The organism is Pseudomonas sp. DD1 (assembly GCF_044510355.1).
Lineage (GTDB): Bacteria > Pseudomonadota > Gammaproteobacteria > Pseudomonadales > Pseudomonadaceae > Aquipseudomonas > Aquipseudomonas shahriarae.
The window spans coordinates 71,104-90,466 of record NZ_MSAJ01000004.1; the positions used below are offsets into that span (position 1 = coordinate 71,104).

A 19,363-nucleotide genomic window follows, 5' to 3' on the forward strand; every position below is an offset into this window, starting at 1 on the left:
TGAGGTGTACTCACGGGCGCCATCGCGGGCGAGCCCGCTCCCACAGGGGGGAGTGTAGCTGCGCGCCTCGGCATCTCATCTACGTTGGAGATACTCGAGGTGTGATCAGGCGTGATTGGCCAAAAAGGTCAGCAGTGCCTCATTGACGAAATCAGGATTTTCCCGGCTGGAGATATGCCCTGCGTCCGGGATCAATACCAGATCGCAGCCGATCAGATCGGCCATTTCCTGCGCTTCTGCGGGGGGGCGCGGCTGGTCCTCGTTGCCACACATCACCAGAGTCGTATCAGCATTCAGGCGGGATAAGCCTTCCAGCGCATCCCCACGACCGAAAATCAGGCGACCCAGGGGCACGATGCTTTGCAGCAGGCGATCCTTGGGGAAGTCGCGCAGGGACTGGCGGAAGTCCTGATACAGCGCAGAGTCGTGGTCGATGCCGGGGCGGAAGAAGATCGGCACGATGATATCCAGCAGGGCATCTGGAATAGCACCCGCGGCCTCGATTGCGCCGAGCAGTGCGAAATACTGTTCGCGGGTGGCCTCAGGCTCTGCGCCCAGATAGGTATCCATCAATACCAGGCTGTTGACCCGCTCGGGCGCCAGCAACGCCAGCGGCGCAGCCCACATGCCGCCGACGGACAAACCCACCAGGTTGACCTGGGCAATCTCCAGATGGTCCAGCAAGGCCAGGGCCTGGCGTGCCAGGTCGTCCAGGGTGCGGGTCTGTGCCGGTAGCGGGCCAGACTCACCGTGACCCCACAGCTCTGGCACGATCACTCGGTACTGTTGCGACAGGGCAGCGATCTGCGGTGCCCACATGTGCTGGTCCCACAGGTAGCTCTGGCCGAGCAGGACAGCAGGGCCCGCGCCCTGGTCCACGTAGTGCAGGGGCTGACCATCAATGATGACGCTTGGCATGAAGGCCTCTTTCGTTTACGGAATGAAGTGCACTTTTGTACGCGAGTTATTGCAGCGAGGGGTAGAGGCAGGATGATGGCTCCGGGTGCAAAGCATGCACCCGGCGAATCAAGGCAGGAGAGGATCAGTCGTAGATGACTTTCTTTTTCCACTCGGCATCAGCGTCATCGGCTTTCAAGCCTGCGGTCAGCTCATTGGTCTCTTCGGCGGTTTGCTGGCTGTTGGTCAGCACCATGGAGTTGGCACGCGCCAATTGTTTTTCCAGCAGTTGCAGGTGCTGGCTGTAGGTGGCCGGTTCAGGCTGCTTGCGCAGGTATTGCACGCCGCGCTCGAACGCCAGGCGCGCCTGGCCGGGCTGCGCCTGTTGCAGCGCGTGTTGGCCAAGATTGTTGAAGAACTCGATGTGCAGCAGCACCAGCAGGTGACGGATTTCGCGGATCCAGTGCTTGGCCTCGTTGGTGGGCAAAAAGCCGTCCTGGGCGGCGCGGGTGACCTGGCCGTGCAGGGCTTCGAGCAGGAAGCGTACATCCTTGGCCTTGGCTTCGGTCTGGATCGGCCCTGGAGGGTTGTTCACCGGGATCGACTCGCCCTGGCCCACCAGTGCTTCCAACTCGGCAATACGGGCCTTGATGGTGCTGCTGGATTTGTTGAGGTGGAGCATGCGTTGGTTGACGTTCAGTTCCAGGCGGGTCAGCAGCAGCTTGAGCTGCGGCGTCATCAGTTGGCCGGGGAACGTCTCGGTGATCTCGCCACAGCGGCGCAGCCGATCATTGAGCTCAATCTGGGCCCGGGCTTTTTCCAGTTTGTTGTTTTCCACCACGTGGTTCATGTAGCCAATGGCGATCAGTATTACGATCCCGGCTATTACCAGCAGGGTGATCATGAGTGGTGTCACCGGTGTGACCTCTTTGTAGGATGTGCGTTGAAGTGTAGTGATTGGCGCTTGCGGCGGATAGGACTCTTCGACGAGATGAGTCAGTGCTTTCATCTGTATATGTAGTAACTCTGAATAGATGCACATTGCCACCATTCGCGGGTCAGGACTATAACGTCTTGTCGGGCGCCAGAATATAGGCGCCAAAGCCTGGACGGCGAGAAACTCCGACAGTGGCGGTAAAGCGGGGCGAAGTCATTGATTTAAATAAATTTATCCTTGGGGGTTGACGACCTTTCAATCCATCCATAGAATGCGCGCCACTTACAGCGTAAAGCACACAGCGAAACGCGGTAGGGAGTGAATGTTGTACGTGTGTCCCCTTCGTCTAGTGGCCTAGGACACCGCCCTTTCACGGCGGTAACAGGGGTTCGAGTCCCCTAGGGGACGCCATTGCGGGAATAGCTCAGTTGGTAGAGCACGACCTTGCCAAGGTCGGGGTCGCGAGTTCGAGTCTCGTTTCCCGCTCCATTTTTAAACAGTGTGGCTTTCGGGCGGCACTGAGTGAAACCAGGACCAAGTCTTCGGACAAGGCCTCTGGGCACTGGAATACACACCATGTGTTTCAGTTAGCGTGTCCCCTTCGTCTAGTGGCCTAGGACACCGCCCTTTCACGGCGGTAACAGGGGTTCGAGTCCCCTAGGGGACGCCATTTGCGGGAATAGCTCAGTTGGTAGAGCACGACCTTGCCAAGGTCGGGGTCGCGAGTTCGAGTCTCGTTTCCCGCTCCATATTCAACAAAAACGCCGCTCAGTGATGAGCGGCGTTTTTGTTTGTCTGAAATTCAAGCCTGCGCAAATGGACCCGCCGCACAAGCGGGTCCAGGTGCTGGGTCAGAGTTTCGGCAACTGCCCGATACGGCCCATCATTTCCGTCACGATCTGCAGGTCCAGCAGGAACTGCTCGGTGGTCTTGAACTCGTTGTCGGTGTGCCCGGTGTATTTGACCTCGGGGCGGGCCAGGCCGAATTGCACGCCATTGGGCAGGTCATGCACCGAGGTTGCGCCAGCCGAAGTCCCGTACTCAGGCTTCATGCCCAGGTTTTCCGTGGCCACGGCCAGCAGCGCCTTGACCCATTCACCCTCGGGGTTACGGTACATCGGCGCGGCGACCGAGTAGTCGAAGGCTGGCGCAATATGGGTCTTTTGGCTCCAGGCGCTCAGCTTGTCAGCGATCTCTTTCTTGAGCGTTTCTGGGGATTTACCTTTTGGCACCCGCAGGTTGACCGCCAGCTTGAAGGCTTTTTCATCCATGCCGACAAAGGTCGGCGAGGTGGTCAGTGGCCCCATGAACGTATCGGCAAAGCCCACGCCCAATTTGCCGCCCAGGTAATCCAGGCCCCAGTTATCGGAGGCATAGCGGGCAGCGTCAGTAATCTCGTTGTGTTTGAACGCAACCTTGCCGTCCAGGCTGTTGATAAAGACCAGCATCCGCGCCACCGGGTTGATGCCCGATTCGGGTTCGGAAGAGTGCGCCGATACCCCGGTGATGGTCAGCTTGACGTCTTTGTCGACGATCTTGGCATCTACTGTGAAATCGCCACCATTGGCCTTGGCGAATGTACTCCCGGCCTGTTGCAGGCTGGCAGCCAGTTCGGCGGGGCTGTCGCTGCGCAACGTGGCCACCGATGCCGAAGGAATCTGGTTGGTCGCCAGGCCGCCGGTCATGGCAATGATTTCGGCGCCTTTGCCGTCGGCTTTGCGCTTGGCAAAGGTGGCCATGACCGTGCCATAACCCTTTTCGGCGATGACGACCGGGTAGCCGCCGTCCAGCGCGAGGTTGTAGTTGGGCGTCGGGTTGTGTTCGAAGTAGTAGGGAATGGCGTCGCCGGTGGTTTCTTCGGTGGTGTCCACCAGCAGCTTGAAGTTGCGTGCCAGGGGCAGGTTTTCTTCCTTGATCACTTTCATCGCGTACAGCGTCACCACGATGCCGTTCTTGTCATCCTCGGTGCCGCGGCCGTACATGCGGTCGCCAATCAGCGTGACCTTGAACGGGTCGAGGCGGGTGCCATCGGCCAGTACCCAGTTTTCCGGGGTCACCGGCACCACGTCGGCGTGGGCGTGGATGCCCACAACTTCGTCGCCGACACCTTCCAGGGATATTTCGTAGACGCGGTTGTCGATATTGCGGAACTTCAGGTTGAACGCCTGGGCCAGGCTTTTGATCTTGTCGGCGATCTTGATGAATTCAGGGTTGTCGTGCTGGGCTACGCCTTCTACCTGGAAGGTCGGTATGGCCACCAGCTCGCGCAGGGTCTCGGTAGCCGCCGTGCCGTATTTCACTCGGGCGTAGAGACCCAGCAGGCGATGAATTTCGTTTTGCTGTTCGGCGGACAGGCGTTTGTTATCGAGAAAAGCACTGATTGCCGGGCCCAAGTCGGCGGTTTTGCCCAGTTCACTTGTGGCCAGGCTGCCGAGGAAGGTGCGGAAGTCCTTGAACGAGGCGTCATTAAACGTCTTGAGGATGGTCGCGCTCTGTTGCGGGGTGATATTGGCGAACGCTGGTGCGGTAACGGCGGACAGGCTGGCGACCATCAGGATGGCGGCGGCCAGATGCTTGAGGGAGAAGTCCATTGCTGGGGGGCATTCCTTTGCAGGTGGTGAGTAGGAGGTTTCCGATTTTTATGTCGGAAACATTTTCACACACTAGCATCACCCACAAGCTCCAGGGGAGCCCCTTGCGCGGTGATGTCCTATCTCAATAATAAAACGCCGCCTGCCATCAATCTGTCAGTCGAGGCTGTAGCGCACCGACAACGTGCCCTTCTTCTCCGACAGGCCGAGGATCGTGACCTGGCCGACTTGGGCGAGGGCCTGTACGTGAGTGCCGCCGCAGGCGTAGGGCGGCAGATCACCAAAACCTACTTCCCGGGAGCCGCTTTGCAGCGTCATTTGGCGCGGTAAATCTGCGGCGATCCATTGGTTGACCTGTTGTTGCAGGGCATCGGCCTCCATGTTCTGGGCGAACTCCCCACGGATAAAACTGATCTTGCCTTCGCCTGGCCAGTGGTGGGCCTTGATCGGCATCCAGCCCAGGGTCTCACCGGCGTTGCCAATCAGATGCCCTGCCGAATGCAGGCGTGTATGCAGGGCGCGGCGCTCGCCGTCGACCCGCGCTTGCTGGAGCCCGAGTGCGACGGGCTGGTCCACGTAGTGCACGATGCGCTCGGCTTCCTGCACCACTTTCAACACGTTGCTGTCTCCCAGCCACCCCGTATCAAAAGGCTGGCCGCCACCCTGGGGGTGGAAAATGGTGGAGTGCAGCACCACCGCAAACTGCTGCTCAAACGGCGTGCACTCCAGCACATCAACATCGGCAACCAGGTGGTCATGGGTAAAAAACAGGCGCTGGGTCATCGTCTACATCCGCATCAGGGTTCTAAACAGCAGTATAAGTAGTGCGCCAATGGGTGATAATCCGCTGAAATCTCAATGGGCTTGTGCGTCATGAGCATCAATCTTCCTTTGCCGCTGCTGGGCGAAATGGCGATTTTCGTCAAGGTGGTGGAAACCGGCAGCTTCTCCGAGGCGGCGCGCCAACTGGGGGCGTCGCCATCGGCGGTGAGTCGCAGCATCTCGCGCCTGGAACAGGCCCTGGCCACGCGGCTGCTGCAGCGCACCACGCGCAAATTACGCTTGAGTGAAGGTGGCGAAGAGGTTTTCAAACGCTGCCAGGAAATGGTCAGCGCGGCGCGCTCGGTGATGGAAATCAGCGGCCAGTACACCCACGAAGCCGAAGGACTGGTGCGGGTCAGTGTGCCCAAGGCGGTCGGGCGGTTTGTGGTGCATCCGCATATGCCAGAGTTCTTGCGGCGTTATCCCAAGGTCGATCTGCAGTTGATCCTCGAAGATCGGCAGGTGGATTTGATTGATGACAATGTCGACCTGAGCATCCGCATCACCGATAGCCCGCCACCGGGGTTGGTAGGGCGCCAGTTATTACCGATTGAGCATTTGTTGTGTGCCACGCCGCAGTATCTGGCTGCCCACGGTACGCCGCTGCATCCCCATGATTTGCTGGGGCACAGTTGCATCTACCTGGGCGAAACGCCGGGGGATGCGCGCTGGAAATTCCGCCAGTCGGGCAAAACAGTGACGGTGGGGGTACGCGGGCGGTATGCGGCCAATCACACGGGGGTGCGGCTGGATGCGGTGTTGCAGGATGTAGGGATTGGCAGCTTGCCGTACTTCACCGCGCGGCATGCCTTGGAGGAGGGGCGGTTGGTGCAGGTCCTGGCGCAATGGGATTTCATTGCCTCGTACCATGGGGATGCCTGGTTGCTGCATTCGCCCACACGCTACCTGCCGCCGAAATTGCGGGTGTTTATTGATTATCTGGTGGAGTGCATGGCTAAGGAGCCTACATTGCGTCGGCGGTAGGCGCGCTATCGAGAATGTGGAGCAGGTTAGTGTGGGAGCGGGCTTGCCCGCGATAGCGGTGTATCAGTCAACCAATGTATCGACTGACACTCAGCCATCGCGGGCAAGCCCGCTCCCACACAAGCCCGCTCCCACATTTGGATCTTTGGTGCTTTTGAGATCAGTGCTTGGGCTGGTCGTTGGACATGGCCAGCAATTGCTTTTCCTGGTTCCAGTCGAACGGTTCGTCGTTCTGTTCGGCTTCGAAACGACGTTCTTCCAGGGCCTGGTACAGGTCCAGCTCATCGTCGGGCATGAAGTGCAGGCAGTCACCGCCGAAGAACCACAACAGGTCGCGCGGTACCAGATGGGCAATCTGCGGGTAGCGCAGGATGACCTGGCTCATCATGTCCTGGCCCAGGTATTGGCTTTCGATCGGGTCGATGGGCAGCAGGGCCCGCAGTTCATCAAAGCGTTCCAGGAATAGCGCGTGACTTTCCTCGGGAACCTGTTCGGCTTCGCCGACCGCAACCAGGATGCTGCGCAGGTGGTCGAGCAAGACGAGATGATCGGCAACGACGTTGGACACGAGAGTAAGTCCTCAAAAGCAAAAACGGGCGCGAGAGTATATAGCTCTCGCGCCCGTTTTTATATGACGGTTGGTCTCAGCGGACTCTGCCGGGCGCCTGGGCCAGCTCCTCTTTGCTGAAGTCATCCACGTCGATCACCTTGCGCCGCGCCGCTTCCGCGTCGCGCAGGGTTTGCGCTTCAGCCGGTTGCAGCACGCCAGCTTCCAGTGCGGCGTCGATGGCATGTTCCCCTGCACGCGGCTTGACCTGGCCACTTTTGAGGGCGCTGTGGAGTTTCTTTTGCAGCGGGTGGCTGGCACCCAGTAGGTCATAGGCGTGTTGCAACGCGCCGACCGGATCTTCCGCCGATTGCGGGCGATAGCAGCCAGCCAGCAGTTCTTCCAGGGTCGGGTCGCCCTTGGCTCGGCCAATCACTGCGGCGACTTCAGCGTCCAGTGCATCGGACGGGCCTTTATGGCGACGCCCGAATGGGAACACGATGACCCGCAACAGGCAGCCCAGCACTTTGTTGGGGAAGTTGCTAAGTAACTCATCCAGCGCGCGTTCCGATTGGCCAAGGCTTTCTTCCATGGCCCAGGCAAACAGCGGTTCCAGATGATCTGGGGAGTCGAGGTCGTGGTAGCGCTTGAGCGCCGCCGAGGCCAGGTACATATGGCTGAGTACATCCCCCAGCCGTGCCGACAGGCGTTCACGACGCTTCAGTTCACCACCCAGCAGCATCATGCTCAGGTCTGCCAGCAGGGCGAACGCGGCGGCTTGGCGGTTGAGGGCGCGGAAGTAACCCTGGCTCAAGCGGTTGCCCGGGGCTTTTTCGAAGTGGCCCAGGCCCAGGTTCAACACCAGGGTGCTGGCGGCGTTGCTCACCGCAAAACCGATATGTTGCAGCAACAGCCCATCGAACTCCTTGAGCGCCTGGTCGCGATCTTCACGACCGGCGAGGGCCATTTCCTTGAGGACGAATGGATGGCAGCGAATCGCCCCCTGGCCGAAGATCATCAGGTTGCGCGAAAGGATATTAGCCCCTTCCACGGTGATGAAGATCGGCGCCCCCTGCCAGCTGCGGCCCAGGTAGTTGTTGGGGCCCATGATGATGCCCTTGCCGCCGTGCACGTCCATGGCGTGGCTGATGCACTCGCGGCCGCGCTCGGTCAGGTGGTACTTGAGGATCGCCGAGAGCACCGAGGGTTTTTCCCCCAGGTCCACCGCATTGGCGGTGAGCATCCGCGCACTGTCCATCAACCAGGCATTCCCGCCGATACGGGCCAGGGCTTCCTGGATGCCCTCGAAGGCGGACAGCGGTACGTTGAACTGCTCGCGCACCTGGGCGTACTGACCGGTCACCAGGCTGGTGAACTTGGCTGCACCGGTGCCCACCGCCGGCAGGGAGATCGAACGGCCGACCGACAGGCAGTTCATCAGCATCATCCAGCCCTTGCCGAGCATTTCCTGGCCACCGATCAGGAAGTCCAGGGGAATGAACACATCCTTGCCGGAGTTGGGGCCGTTCATGAATGCCGCGCCGAGGGGCAGATGACGGCGCCCGATTTCCACGCCGGGGGTGTCGGTGGGGATCAGCGCCAGGCTGATGCCCAGGTCTTCTTCCCCGCCCAGCAGATGGTCCGGGTCATAGGCCTTGAAGGCCAGGCCCAGCAGGGTCGCGACCGGGCCCAGGGTGATATAGCGTTTTTCCCAGTTCAGGCGCAGGCCAAGGGTTTCCTTGCCTTGCCATTCGCCCTTGCAGATCACCCCGGTGTCGGGCATCGCGCCGGCATCGGAGCCGGCCAGCGGGCCGGTCAGGGCAAAGCACGGGATGTCATCGCCACGGGCCAGGCGCGGCAGGTAGTGGTTGCGTTGCTCGTCGGTACCGTAGTGCAGCAGCAGCTCGGCCGGGCCCAGGGAGTTGGGGACCATGACGGTGGAGGCGAGGTCGCCGCTGCGGGTCGCCAGTTTCATTGCCACCTGGGAGTGGGCGTAGGCGGAAAAGCCCTTGCCACCGAACTCCTTGGGGATGATCAGGGCGAAGAAACCGTGTTGCTTGATATGGTCCCAGGCCGCTGCCGGCAGGTCCATGGCCTGGCCGATTTCCCAATCGGTGACCATCGCGCACAGCTCCTCGGTGGGGCCGTCGATAAAAGCCTGTTCCTCTTCGGTCAACTGCACCTTGGGGTAGGCCAGCAGCTTGTCCCAGTCGGGGCGGCCGCTGAACAGTTCGCCGTCCCACCACACGGTCCCGGCGTCGATGGCATCGCGCTCGGTCTCGGACATCGGCGGCAATACTTTCTGGAACCAGTTGAACAGCGGTGCGGTGAAATACTGGCGACGCAGGTCGGGCAGCAGCAGGGGGGCGGCGACTATCGCGAGCAGCACCCAGAACACCAGCAGCAACCAGCCCGGTGCATGGCTGAAGGCGCCCATCGCCAACAGGTAGACGGCGACCACGCCCAGGGCGGGCAGGGGCGCGGTACGACGGTGTGCCAGGTAGGCAATGCCGAGCACCAGAACCAGTATCCACAACAACAGCATATTCAATCCTCCGTGAAACCAGGGGCAGAAGCACCCTCAGAGCTTAGCCGGCATCCGGAAAAGCGGTGCCTGAGGGTGTTACGTGGTGTGGCGGGAAGTGCTCGACAGTCACAGGCAGCAGGCGCCGACATTTGGCCGAATCGTCGTTAACCTTCGGTCGGGCCTGTGGTTAGACTCCAGGCTCGCCTCGGAGAAAATCCCCATGAATGCGTACTTGAGTCCCAGCCGCTTCATCGATAGTGACCACCCCACGGTGGTGGAGTTCGCCGAAAAACATCGCGGTTCGAGCCGTGATCCCCGTGACCAGGCAGTCAGTCTGTATTACGCCGTGCGCGAAGCGGTGCGCTACAACCCTTACACCTTCAGCCGCGATCCGCAAACCCTGCGTGGTAGCTACGCCCTGGCTGCCGGGCAGAGCTATTGCGTGCCGAAGGCCACCCTGCTGGCGGCGTGCGCCCGGCATTGCGGCATAGCGTCGCGCATTGGCCTGGCCGATGTGCGCAACCATCTGTCGACCCCGCGCCTGATCGAGTTGCTCAAGAGTGATGTGTTCGCCATGCATGGCTACACGGAGTTGTATCTGGATGGGCGCTGGGTCAAGGCGACCCCGGCGTTCAACCAGCAATTGTGCGAATTGTTCGATGTGCCGCCCCTGGATTTCGACGGAATCAACGACAGCGTTTTCCACCCGTTCAACCGCCAGGGCCAGCGCTCCATGGAGTATGTGGTGGACCATGGGCAATTTGCCGAGGTGCCCGAGGAATTCTTCTTTGCCCACCTGGAAAAATGTTACCCGCACCTGTTTGGCGAGCATTCGCCGCAATTGTTAGGTGATATGCAGAGCGATTTGAGTCGCGGCTGAACCGGCGTATGCTGCTCCGGCATTCATCCACTGGGAGGCGGTCATGCTGAAGATCTGGGGTCGTAAAAATTCGTCAAACGTCAGGAAAGCACTGTGGTGCGCCGAGGAACTCGGCCTGGACTATGAGGCAATTGATGCGGGCGGGGCCTTTGGTGTGGTCGATACACCGCAGTACCGGGCATTGAATCCCAATGGCCGGGTGCCGATGATCGAGGACGGCGAGTTTGTGTTGTGGGAATCCAACACCATCGTGCGTTACCTCTGCGCCAAACAGGCTTCGAGCTGGTACCCCGCCGATCTGCAGGCGCGGGCCAATGCCGAGAAGTGGATGGACTGGACCACCTCGACCTTTGCCGAACCGTTCAAAACGGTGTTCTGGGGCATTTTGCGCACGCCGGCCGAGCGGCAGGACTGGGACAGCATCCATGCCGGGCGCAATGCCTGTATCGAGGTGTTGAAAACCGTGGACCAGGCCCTGGCTGAGCAGCCCTACCTGTCCGGCAACGAGATCGGCATGGGTGATATTCCCCTGGGCAGCTTTATTTATGCCTGGTTCGAGATGCCGATCGAACGCCCGGCGATGCCCAATCTAGAGGCGTGGTACCGGCGTTTGCAGCAACGCCCGGCCTATCAAAAAGCGGTAATGACCGCGTTGACTTAATACTGACTATTAATACAGGTGACTGTACTTGTGCGGCGCAGGCAAGCACCATGCTTGCCGTGCGCTGCGGTTGTATTAGGTGTGGCGCGCCCTTATCTATTTCTTCTATTCCCTTCCTTGGTGCGTAATCCGATATGAGTTCCGCTCTGTCCATCCGGCAGCTAACCAAAACCTACGGCAACGGTTTCCAGGCCCTGAGTGGTATTGATCTGGATGTCGCCGAAGGTGATTTCTTCGCATTGCTCGGCCCCAACGGTGCCGGCAAATCCACCACCATCGGTATTCTGTCGACCCTGGTCAACAAGACTAGTGGCACGGTGAATATCTTTGGTCATGACCTGGATAAATCCCCGGCCGCGCTCAAGCGCTGCATTGGTGTGGTGCCCCAGGAGTTCAATTTCAACCAGTTTGAAAAGACCTTCGATATCGTCGTGACCCAGGCCGGTTACTACGGCATCCCGCCGAAAATCGCCAAGGAGCGCGCCGAGCAGTACCTGACCCAGCTGGGGTTGTGGGACAAGCGCGACGTGCCATCACGTTCCTTGTCCGGCGGCATGAAGCGGCGCCTGATGATCGCCCGCGCCCTGGTGCATGAGCCGCGCCTGCTGATCCTCGACGAACCGACGGCCGGCGTGGACATCGAATTGCGTCGCTCAATGTGGACCTTCCTCACCGAGCTGAACCAGAAAGGCATCACCATCATCCTCACCACCCATTACCTGGAAGAGGCTGAACAGCTGTGCCGCAACATTGGCATCATCGACCACGGCACCATTGTCGAGAACACCAGCATGCGTAACTTGCTGGGTCAGTTGCATGTGGAGACGTTCCTGCTTGACCTGAAAAACAACCTGTCCGCGCCCCCTGCGTTGATCGGCTACCCCAACCGCCTGGTGGACAGCCATACCCTGGAAGTGCAGGTCGATAAAACCGTGGGCATCACCGCGCTGTTCAGCCAACTGGCCTTGCAGAACATTGAAGTGCAGAGCCTGCGCAACAAAACCAATCGCCTGGAGGAGTTGTTCGTGTCCCTGGTGGAGAAGAATCTGGCGAAGGTGGCGGTATGAATTCCGAGTTCCAACCCAATCTGGTAGCGCTCAACACCATCGTCTACCGCGAAGTGAAGCGCTTTATGCGCATCTGGCCGCAGACCCTGCTGCCGCCAGCGATCACCATGGTTCTGTACTTCGTGATCTTCGGGAACCTGATCGGCCGGCAGATTGGCGATATGGGTGGCTTCACCTATATGGAGTACATCGTGCCGGGGCTGATCATGATGTCGGTGATCACCAACTCCTACGGCAACGTGGTGTCGAGTTTCTTTGGCAGCAAGTTCCAGCGTTCCATTGAGGAATTGATGGTTTCGCCGGTGTCGCCACACACCATCCTGATCGGCTACACCCTGGGCGGCGTGCTGCGTGGCTTGATGGTCGGGGCGATTGTGACGGTGCTGTCGATGTTCTTCACCGACCTGCAGGTGCATCACCTGGGGGTGACCATCCTGGTGGTGGTGCTCACGGCGACAATTTTCTCGCTGCTGGGCTTTATCAACGCCGTGTTTGCGCGCAACTTCGATGACATCTCGATCATCCCGACCTTTGTGCTGACCCCGCTGACCTACCTGGGCGGCGTGTTCTACTCGATTACCCTGCTGCCGCCGTTCTGGCAGACCGTGTCGCTGGCCAACCCGGTGCTGCATATGGTAAATGCCTTCCGCTACGGGATCCTGGGCGTGTCGGATATCAAGATCAGCGTGGCGATCACCTTTATGATCGTGGCGACGGTGGTGTTGTATCTGGGCTGTGCACGGCTACTGGTGAGCGGGCGTGGGATGCGTACCTAAGCCAGGTCTAAAGATGTACGGGCCTGTGTGGGAGCGGGCTTGCCCGCGATAGCGGCGGGTCAGTTAAAGAGGTATTGACTGACACCTTGCAATCGCGGGCAAGCCCGCTCCCACATAAGCCCGCATACACACAGTTGGGTCAGGTGTGCAGGGCAATCTCAATCAGCTCATGCAACTCCTCAACCCGCATCGGCGTTGCGTCAAACAGAATCCGAAACACCGTCGGCGCCGCCAGCAGATTGATCAGTCGATCTACGCTGGGCAATGCCTGGCCGCTGCCTTGGTAACGGTCCAGGATCACCTGCAGTTGCCCACCCAGAATCGTCACGCAGTACCCCGGCGTCTGGCTGCACTGCACATCGCGCATCATCGTGCGCCCCGGTTCCGAACTCATCTCGTCCAGGTACTGCTCTGCCCAGGCTTGCAGGTCGCTGCGCAGGCTGCCGGTGTTGGCGGGCTCGCTGTCGGGGCGCATGCGGGCCAGGGCGACGTCGGCGAGCAGGGCTGCGAGGTCGCCCCAGCGCCGGTAGATGGTCGACGGCGTGACCCCGGCGCGTGTGGCAATTTGCGGTACTGTCACGCTGGCGCGCTCTTGCTCTTGCAGTAGCTGGTGCACCGCCGAATGAACCGATTCTTGTACCCGGGCACTACGGCCCCCCGGGCGGAGGCCTTCTTTTATCGCCATGCCAAAACCTTAACACAAAGAATTTGCTTTAAGCTCGACCCAGTAGCACACTGCACAAAAGCAAAATATTAGCTTTAGCGGAGCGTGCCCATGTCCAGCGTCACTTCTCATCGTTCCAGCCTGGTGTTTCTGGCGAGCACCATGCTGACGTTTCTCGCCGCCTCCAGCGCGCCGACGCCGTTGTATCACCTTTACCAGGAGGGCCTGCACTTTTCTGCTGGCACCTTGACGCTGATCTTCGGCGTCTACGCCTTGAGCCTGCTGGCTGCGTTGCTGACCGTCGGTTCGCTGTCGGATTACCTGGGGCGCAAACCAGTGATCTTTGCCGCGTTGGTGCTGAATATGCTGGCGATGCTGCTGTTTATCTACGCCGACAGTGTCGCCTGGCTGATTGCCGCCCGCACCTTGCAGGGGTTTGCCACAGGCATGGCCACCGCCGTGCTCGGCGCTGCGTTGCTCGACACCGACCGTCGGCAGGGCCCGCTGGTCAACAGTGTCGCGCCATTGTTGGGCATGGCCTGTGGCGCGATGGGCAGCAGTGTACTGGTGGAGTTCGCGCCGCTGCCGACCCAGTTGATCTATTGGGCCTTGTTCGCGCTGATGCTGTTGCAGAGCCTGTATGTCTGGCGCTTGCCGGAAAGCGTCAGCTCCATCCCTGGCGCGCTCGCCTCGCTATGGCCGACCCTGCATGTGCCGGCCCAGGCGCGCCGGGCCTTGTGGCTGTCGCTGCCGGTGGATATCGCGGTGTGGGCCATGAGCGGTTTCTACTTGTCGCTGGCGCCGTCGCTGGTAAGGGCGGCGACCGGATCCACCTCCAACCTGATCGGTGGCGGCCTGGTTGCGGTGTTGACCTTGAGCGGTGCGGTGATGATTTTCAGCCTGCGCAATCGCCCGGCGGACAAGGTGCTGCGCCTGGGAGCCGGCCTGTTGGCCGTGGGCGTCACACTGATCCTCGGTGCGGTTCACAGCGCCAACCTGAGCTTGTTTTTCTTCGCCACGCTGGTGGCTGGCAGCGGATTTGGCGCAGGTTTTCTCGGCGCGTTGCGCAGCGTAGTCCCCCTGGCTTTGCCCCATGAGCGGGCCGGGTTGATGTCGGCGTTCTACGTCCTCAGTTACCTGGCGTTCTGCCTGCCGACCCTGTTGGCGGGCAACCTGACCCGCAGTTTTGGCCTGATCGCTACCACTTATGGCTACGGCGGGGTGTTGATCGTATTGGCCCTCGGCGCCTTGATTGGCTTGATGAGGCAAGCGCCGGCCAGGTCTGCATATAGGTAAAACAGATAACAGTTAGAGATATTACCCGTTATATAGATATTCCTTAGGCTTCTATCATGGGCTCAACCTCATACGAGGAAGAGGATTGAGCCATGACCTGCCCCAATAGCATCACCCCCAGTTACAAACCTTTCAGCCATTTGGCCGCCCCCAGGGAAGTGATTCGCCAGTTCACCCCCAACTGGTTCGCCGCCACCATGGGCACCGGCGTGCTGGCGTTGGCCCTGGCGCAATTGCCGGTGCAACTGCCGGGTGTCTATGCCATCGCCGAAGGGCTGTGGCTGCTGACGATCGTTCTGTTTGTGTTGTTCAGCGGTTTATACGCGGCGCGCTGGGTGATGTTTTTTCACGAGGCGCGGCGAATCTTCGGACACTCCACGGTCTCGATGTTCTTCGGCACCATCCCCATGGGCCTGGCGACCATTATCAATGGCCTGCTGCTGTTTGGCCTGCCGCGCTGGGGCGAGGGCGTGGTGCAACTGGCCGAGGCCCTGTGGTGGCTGGACGTCGCCATGGCCCTGGCGTGCGGGGTGTTGATCCCGTTCATGATGTTTACCCGCCAGGAACACAGCATCGACCAGATGACAGCGGTCTGGCTGTTGCCGGTGGTGGCTGCCGAAGTCGCCGCCGCCAGTGGTGGCCTGTTGGCGCCGCATCTGGTCGACGCCCATTCGCAACTGGTGATGCTGGTGACCAGCTACGTGCTCTGGGCGTTTTCTTTGCCGGTTGCGTTCAGCATTCTGACGATCCTGATGCTGCGCATGGCCCTGCATAAACTGCCCCACGCCAACATGGCCGCGTCGAGCTGGCTGGCCCTGGGCCCGATCGGCACCGGCGCTCTGGGCATGTTGCTGCTGGGCCAGGACGCGCCGGCGATCTTCGCCGCCAATGGCTTTGCCGGCATCGGCGAGATTGCAGCCGGCCTGGGGCTGGTTGCCGGCATCACCCTGTGGGGCCTGGGCCTGTGGTGGATGTTGATCGCGGTGCTGATCACCCTTCGTTACCTGCGAGCCGGGATTCCATTCAACCTGGGCTGGTGGGGTTTTACCTTCCCGCTGGGGGTGTATGCCCTGACCACGTTGAAACTGGGCAGCACCTTGCACCTGGCATTTTTCAGCGTGACCGGCAGCGTGCTGGTCGCCGCGCTGGCCCTGATGTGGCTGGTGGTCAGCAAGCGCACGGTGCAGGGTGCCTATAAAGGTGAGCTGTTTGTTTCACCGTGCATTGCAGGATTGGGGAATAAGTAAGCAGGATTAGGTAAAGTCGTGGCCTGAAAAATCAATAAAGCCTTCAGGCCACGCAGGAACACTGACGATGAGTCACCCCTCGCAATTTACTTTGCTGCGCAAACGGCGTTTTCTGCCGTTCTTCATTACCCAGTCCCTGGGGGCGTTCAACGACAATATTTTCAAGCAGTCGTTGATCCTCGCCATTCTCTACAAGCTGACCATCGAAGGTGACCGCTCGATCTGGGTCAACCTGTGCGCCTTGCTGTTTATCCTGCCGTTCTTCCTGTTCTCGGCCCTGGCCGGGCAGTTTGGCGAGAAATTCAACAAGGATGCGTTGATCCGCGCAATCAAGCTCGGCGAGATCGTGATCATGGCCGTGGGGGCCGTCGGCTTTATGACCAACCACCTGGAACTGATGCTGCTGGCGCTGTTTGCCATGGGCACCCACTCGGCGCTGTTTGGCCCGGTGAAGTACTCGATCATGCCGCAAGCCTTGCGCGAAGAGGAGTTGGTGGGCGGCAATGGCCTGGTGGAAATGGGCACATTCCTGGCGATCCTCGCCGGGACCATCGGGGCCGGGGTCATGATGTCCTCTGCGCAGTACGCGCCGGTGGTGTCGACTGCGATTGTCGCGATTGCCGTGCTGGGCTACCTGGCCAGCCGGGGTATCCCGCGCGCCGCGGCGTCCAGCCCCGAGATGCGCCTGGACTGGAACATCTTCAGCCAGTCCTGGGCCACCTTGCGCCTGGGCCTGGGGCAGACGCCCGCCGTGTCGCGCTCGATTGTCGGCAACTCGTGGTTCTGGTTTGTCGGGGCGATCTACCTCACGCAAATCCCGGCCTACGCCAAAGAGTGGCTGTATGGCGATGAGACCGTGGTGACTCTGATTCTCACGGTGTTCTCGGTCGGTATCGCGCTGGGCTCGATGCTCTGCGAAAAACTCTCCGGGCGTAAGGTGGAAATCGGTCTGGTGCCCTTTGGTTCATTCGGCCTGACGGTGTTTGGCCTGTTGCTCTGGTGGCATTCCGGTGGCTTCCCGCAAAACGTCCAGGCCAACGACTGGCTGGCGGTGTTGGGGTACGGCCAGGCCTGGTGGGTGCTGGCTGACATCCTCGGCCTGGGGGTGTTTGGCGGGTTCTATATCGTGCCGCTGTATGCCTTGATCCAGTCGCGTACCGCTGAAAACGAGCGGGCGCGGGTGATTGCCGCCAACAATATTCTCAATGCGCTGTTCATGGTGGTCTCGGCGATTGTCACCATCGTGCTGTTGAGTGTGGCCAAGCTGTCGATCCCCGAGCTGTTCCTGGTGGTGTCGCTGCTTAATATCGCGGTCAACACCTACATCTTCAGGATTGTTCCCGAGTTCACCATGCGCTTCATGATCTGGCTGCTCGGCCACTCCATGTACCGCGTGCAGCATCGCGACCTGCAACATATACCGGACGAAGGCGCGGCGTTGCTGGTGTGCAACCATGTGTCGTTTGTCGATGCACTGCTGATTGGCGGCGCGGTGCGTCGGCCGATTCGCTTTGTGATGTATTACAAGATCTACCGCTTACCGGTGCTCAACTTTATCTTCCGCACCGCTGGCACCATTCCGATTGCCGGACGCCATGAAGACCTGCAGATCTACGAAAAGGCCTTCCAGCGCATCAGCCAGTACCTGAAGGATGGCGAGTTGGTGTGCATTTTCCCTGAAGGCAAGTTGACTGCCGACGGTGAGATGAACGAGTTCAAGAGTGGTGTGACACGGATTCTCGAGGAAACCCCGGTACCGGTGATTCCCATGGCGTTGCAGGGGTTGTGGGGGAGCTTTTTCAGCCGTGACCCGAACAAGGGGATCTTTCACCGGATCTGGTCGCGGGTGACGTTGGTGGCGGGGCCGCCGTTGGCGGTGGAGCAGGCGACGCCACAGGCCTTGCAGGAACAGGTTGGGGCGTTGCGGGGGAGTGTCAGGTAGGTTTTCGGATTTAAGGGCCTCATCGCAGGCAAGTCGACGATTCGACTTGCCCGCGATAGCGTTAGTGGCTTACGCGCTAATCTTGAGCCCGATCAACCCGGCAATGATCAACGCCACACTGGCCAGTCGGAACAGCGCCATGGACTCCCCAAACAGGATAATCCCGGCAATCACCGTGCCCACTGCACCGACGCCGGTCCAGATGGCATAGGCGGTACCCAGCGGCAGCTCCTTCATGGCCAGCCCCAGCAGGCCGAGGCTGACGGCCATGGCGGCAATCGTCAGGGCGGTGGGCATTGGCTTGCTGAAACCGTCGGTGTATTTCAGGCCGACGGCCCAGCCAACTTCAAACAACCCGGCGAAAAACAGAATGACCCAGGACATAAAGACCTTCCTTTTAGAAGTGGGGTCGTCCCCTGGTAAGTGCTCAAACGAGTCGCGGGGTCGTCCCCGCGAAGGTTCGTAGAGTGCCGAAAAGCCCGCAGCCGATCAAGTTTCGGCGAGGGCCTTGCGATCTTCCTTCTCGCTCATCCGGCGGAAATACGTCGACAACAACGCCCCGGAAATATTGTGCCAGACACTGAACAACGCGCTGGGCACCGCCGCCAGTGGCGAGAAGTGCGCACTGGCCAGTGCGGCGCCCAGCCCGGAGTTCTGCATGCCGACTTCCAGCGCCAATGACTTGCGTTGGGCCAGTGGCAGCCCGAATACGCGGGCGGTGAGGTAACCCAGCAGGTAGCCAAAGCTGTTGTGCAGCATCACCACCGCCATGATCAGCAGGCCCGACTCGGCAATCTTCGCCTGGCTTGCAGCCACTACGGCAGCGACGATGGTCACGATGCTGACCACTGAGACCAGCGGCAGCACCTCGACGGCATGACGCACGCGCTCACCCAGCAGACGCTGCGCCAAGACACCCAGCACGATAGGCAGCAACACCATTTGCAGGATCGACCAGAGCAGGTCCATGAACGACACCGGCAACCAGGCCGAGGCCAGTAGCCAGATCAAGGCCGGCGTCAGCAGCGGGGCGAGGAGGGTGGTGATGGAAGAGATGGCCACTGACAGCGCCAGGTCGCCACGGCCCAGCCACGTCATGACGTTGGAAGAGGTGCCACTAGGGCAGCAACCGACCAGAATCACGCCAACGGCGATTTCCGCTGGCAGGTTGAAGGTCTGGCACAGCAGCCAGGCCACGCTGGGCATGATCACAAATTGCGCGATCACGCCCAGGGCCACGCGCCACGGATGGCGCGCGACTTCGGCGAAATCTTCCAGTTTGAGGGTCAGGCCCATGCCGAACATCACCAGGCCCAGCAGCGGCACGATGGCGCTTTTCAGGTCGATAAACCAGTGGGGCTGAAGGAAGGCGAGCACAGCAAAAATCAGCACCCAGTAGGCGAAGGTAGTGCCGGCGAAACGGCTCAAGGCGGCGAGTGCGCGCATGGCGATGTCCTTATTATTAGAGTACTGGGAGTGGTAACCCCATCAACTGTGGGAGCTGGCTTGCCTGCGATAGCGGTGT

General features: G+C 60.3%; 17 protein-coding genes and 4 tRNA genes. 12 read left to right on the plus strand and 9 right to left on the minus strand.

Annotated features, from left to right (window positions below; translation table 11 throughout):
- Positions 1–105: 105 nt before the first annotated feature.
- The gene (locus tag PSFL_RS03415) at positions 106–918 is read right to left on the minus strand and encodes an alpha/beta fold hydrolase (RefSeq protein WP_057959005.1); all 813 of its coding nucleotides are present in this window, start codon (positions 916–918) and stop codon (positions 106–108) included.
- 124 nt (positions 919–1,042) lie between these two features.
- Positions 1,043–1,813: a hypothetical protein gene (locus PSFL_RS03420; RefSeq protein ID WP_057438889.1), complete on the minus strand. Its 771-nt coding sequence runs from the start codon at positions 1,811–1,813 to the stop codon at positions 1,043–1,045.
- Between the two features lie 356 nt (positions 1,814–2,169).
- On the opposite strand from PSFL_RS03420, the gene PSFL_RS03425 reads away from it, so the two are divergent.
- The 4 genes from PSFL_RS03425 (at position 2,170) to PSFL_RS03440 (ending at position 2,583) form a co-directional block, all read left to right on the plus strand.
- Positions 2,170–2,245: transfer RNA gene (locus PSFL_RS03425), tRNA-Glu, on the plus strand.
- Between the two features lie 2 nt (positions 2,246–2,247).
- Positions 2,248–2,323 (plus strand) — tRNA-Gly (locus tag PSFL_RS03430).
- 105 nt (positions 2,324–2,428) lie between these two features.
- Positions 2,429–2,504: transfer RNA gene (locus PSFL_RS03435), tRNA-Glu, on the plus strand.
- 3 nt (positions 2,505–2,507) lie between these two features.
- A tRNA-Gly gene (locus PSFL_RS03440) sits at positions 2,508–2,583 on the plus strand.
- Positions 2,584–2,685: 102 nt separating this feature from the next.
- Here the strand turns inward: PSFL_RS03440 and PSFL_RS03445 are convergent.
- Together PSFL_RS03445 and PSFL_RS03450 are read right to left on the minus strand one after the other, a co-directional pair.
- A complete protein-coding gene (locus PSFL_RS03445; RefSeq protein WP_397469683.1) occupies positions 2,686–4,425 on the minus strand; it encodes a dipeptidase in 1,740 nt (579 codons plus the stop codon).
- A gap of 156 nt (positions 4,426–4,581) precedes the next feature.
- Entirely contained in the window at positions 4,582–5,208 is a 627-nt protein-coding gene (locus tag PSFL_RS03450) for a hypothetical protein (protein ID WP_057438890.1), read from the minus strand.
- A gap of 90 nt (positions 5,209–5,298) precedes the next feature.
- On the opposite strand from PSFL_RS03450, the gene PSFL_RS03455 reads away from it, so the two are divergent.
- Complete coding sequence (locus tag PSFL_RS03455) at positions 5,299–6,231, plus strand: LysR family transcriptional regulator (RefSeq protein WP_397469684.1); 933 nt, start codon at positions 5,299–5,301, stop codon at positions 6,229–6,231.
- A gap of 160 nt (positions 6,232–6,391) precedes the next feature.
- Here PSFL_RS03455 and PSFL_RS03460 read toward each other — a convergent pair whose 3' ends face one another.
- Both PSFL_RS03460 and PSFL_RS03465 read right to left on the minus strand, forming a co-directional pair.
- Positions 6,392–6,799: a PA2817 family protein gene (locus tag PSFL_RS03460; protein ID WP_057438892.1), complete on the minus strand. Its 408-nt coding sequence runs from the start codon at positions 6,797–6,799 to the stop codon at positions 6,392–6,394.
- A 76-nt stretch (positions 6,800–6,875) separates the two neighbouring features.
- Positions 6,876–9,323, minus strand: a complete 2,448-nt coding sequence (locus PSFL_RS03465) for an acyl-CoA dehydrogenase (protein ID WP_115127705.1) — start codon at positions 9,321–9,323, stop codon at positions 6,876–6,878.
- A gap of 202 nt (positions 9,324–9,525) precedes the next feature.
- On the opposite strand from PSFL_RS03465, the gene PSFL_RS03470 reads away from it, so the two are divergent.
- From PSFL_RS03470 to PSFL_RS03485, 4 genes are all read left to right on the plus strand, one after another.
- On the plus strand, positions 9,526–10,185 hold the full coding sequence (locus PSFL_RS03470) for a transglutaminase family protein (protein WP_057438894.1): 660 nt from the start codon (positions 9,526–9,528) through the stop codon (positions 10,183–10,185).
- Between the two features lie 43 nt (positions 10,186–10,228).
- On the plus strand, positions 10,229–10,846 hold the full coding sequence (locus PSFL_RS03475) for a glutathione S-transferase family protein (RefSeq protein WP_115127706.1): 618 nt from the start codon (positions 10,229–10,231) through the stop codon (positions 10,844–10,846).
- Between the two features lie 134 nt (positions 10,847–10,980).
- On the plus strand, positions 10,981–11,913 hold the full coding sequence (locus PSFL_RS03480; RefSeq protein ID WP_057438895.1) for an ABC transporter ATP-binding protein: 933 nt from the start codon (positions 10,981–10,983) through the stop codon (positions 11,911–11,913).
- The gene (locus tag PSFL_RS03485; protein WP_057438896.1) at positions 11,910–12,689 is read left to right on the plus strand and encodes an ABC transporter permease; all 780 of its coding nucleotides are present in this window, start codon (positions 11,910–11,912) and stop codon (positions 12,687–12,689) included. Before PSFL_RS03480 ends, PSFL_RS03485 begins: the two co-directional genes overlap by 4 nt.
- A 139-nt stretch (positions 12,690–12,828) precedes the next feature.
- Here the strand turns inward: PSFL_RS03485 and PSFL_RS03490 are convergent, their stop codons facing one another.
- Positions 12,829–13,374, minus strand: a complete 546-nt coding sequence (locus tag PSFL_RS03490; protein ID WP_057438897.1) for a TetR/AcrR family transcriptional regulator — start codon at positions 13,372–13,374, stop codon at positions 12,829–12,831.
- 90 nt (positions 13,375–13,464) lie between these two features.
- Between PSFL_RS03490 and PSFL_RS03495 the strand changes: the two genes are divergently transcribed.
- The 3 genes from PSFL_RS03495 to PSFL_RS03505 all read left to right on the plus strand — a co-directional run bounded on the left by PSFL_RS03495 (position 13,465) and on the right by PSFL_RS03505 (position 17,838).
- A complete protein-coding gene (locus PSFL_RS03495) occupies positions 13,465–14,649 on the plus strand; it encodes an MFS transporter (RefSeq protein ID WP_397469685.1) in 1,185 nt (394 codons plus the stop codon).
- Between the two features lie 92 nt (positions 14,650–14,741).
- Positions 14,742–15,896: a TDT family transporter gene (locus PSFL_RS03500; RefSeq protein ID WP_057438898.1), complete on the plus strand. Its 1,155-nt coding sequence runs from the start codon at positions 14,742–14,744 to the stop codon at positions 15,894–15,896.
- Between the two features lie 67 nt (positions 15,897–15,963).
- On the plus strand, positions 15,964–17,838 hold the full coding sequence (locus PSFL_RS03505) for an MFS transporter (protein ID WP_057438899.1): 1,875 nt from the start codon (positions 15,964–15,966) through the stop codon (positions 17,836–17,838).
- Between the two features lie 69 nt (positions 17,839–17,907).
- Here the strand turns inward: PSFL_RS03505 and sugE are convergent, their stop codons facing one another.
- Together sugE and PSFL_RS03515 are read right to left on the minus strand one after the other, a co-directional pair.
- Positions 17,908–18,222, minus strand: coding sequence for a quaternary ammonium compound efflux SMR transporter SugE (gene sugE / locus PSFL_RS03510; RefSeq protein ID WP_057438900.1), 315 nt, complete (start codon positions 18,220–18,222; stop codon positions 17,908–17,910).
- Between the two features lie 105 nt (positions 18,223–18,327).
- Positions 18,328–19,284 carry a bile acid:sodium symporter family protein gene (locus PSFL_RS03515; protein ID WP_057438901.1) on the minus strand — a complete coding sequence of 319 codons (957 nt, stop codon included), beginning with the start codon at positions 19,282–19,284 and terminating at the stop codon, positions 18,328–18,330.
- Positions 19,285–19,363 lie beyond the last annotated feature (79 nt).

Coding starts and splice junctions, on each gene's coding strand:
- PSFL_RS03415 (WP_057959005.1), bottom strand. CDS start 918: ATGCCAAGCGTCATCATTGATGGTCAGCCCCTGCACTACGTGGACCAG.
- PSFL_RS03445 (WP_397469683.1), bottom strand. CDS start 4,425: ATGGACTTCTCCCTCAAGCATCTGGCCGCCGCCATCCTGATGGTCGCC.
- PSFL_RS03450 (WP_057438890.1), bottom strand. CDS start 5,208: ATGACCCAGCGCCTGTTTTTTACCCATGACCACCTGGTTGCCGATGTT.
- PSFL_RS03455 (WP_397469684.1), top strand. CDS start 5,299: ATGAGCATCAATCTTCCTTTGCCGCTGCTGGGCGAAATGGCGATTTTC.
- PSFL_RS03465 (WP_115127705.1), bottom strand. CDS start 9,323: ATGCTGTTGTTGTGGATACTGGTTCTGGTGCTCGGCATTGCCTACCTG.
- PSFL_RS03470 (WP_057438894.1), top strand. CDS start 9,526: ATGAATGCGTACTTGAGTCCCAGCCGCTTCATCGATAGTGACCACCCC.
- PSFL_RS03475 (WP_115127706.1), top strand. CDS start 10,229: ATGCTGAAGATCTGGGGTCGTAAAAATTCGTCAAACGTCAGGAAAGCA.
- PSFL_RS03480 (WP_057438895.1), top strand. CDS start 10,981: ATGAGTTCCGCTCTGTCCATCCGGCAGCTAACCAAAACCTACGGCAAC.
- PSFL_RS03485 (WP_057438896.1), top strand. CDS start 11,910: ATGAATTCCGAGTTCCAACCCAATCTGGTAGCGCTCAACACCATCGTC.
- PSFL_RS03490 (WP_057438897.1), bottom strand. CDS start 13,374: ATGGCGATAAAAGAAGGCCTCCGCCCGGGGGGCCGTAGTGCCCGGGTA.
- PSFL_RS03495 (WP_397469685.1), top strand. CDS start 13,465: ATGTCCAGCGTCACTTCTCATCGTTCCAGCCTGGTGTTTCTGGCGAGC.
- PSFL_RS03500 (WP_057438898.1), top strand. CDS start 14,742: ATGACCTGCCCCAATAGCATCACCCCCAGTTACAAACCTTTCAGCCAT.
- PSFL_RS03505 (WP_057438899.1), top strand. CDS start 15,964: ATGAGTCACCCCTCGCAATTTACTTTGCTGCGCAAACGGCGTTTTCTG.
- sugE (WP_057438900.1), bottom strand. CDS start 18,222: ATGTCCTGGGTCATTCTGTTTTTCGCCGGGTTGTTTGAAGTTGGCTGG.
- PSFL_RS03515 (WP_057438901.1), bottom strand. CDS start 19,284: ATGCGCGCACTCGCCGCCTTGAGCCGTTTCGCCGGCACTACCTTCGCC.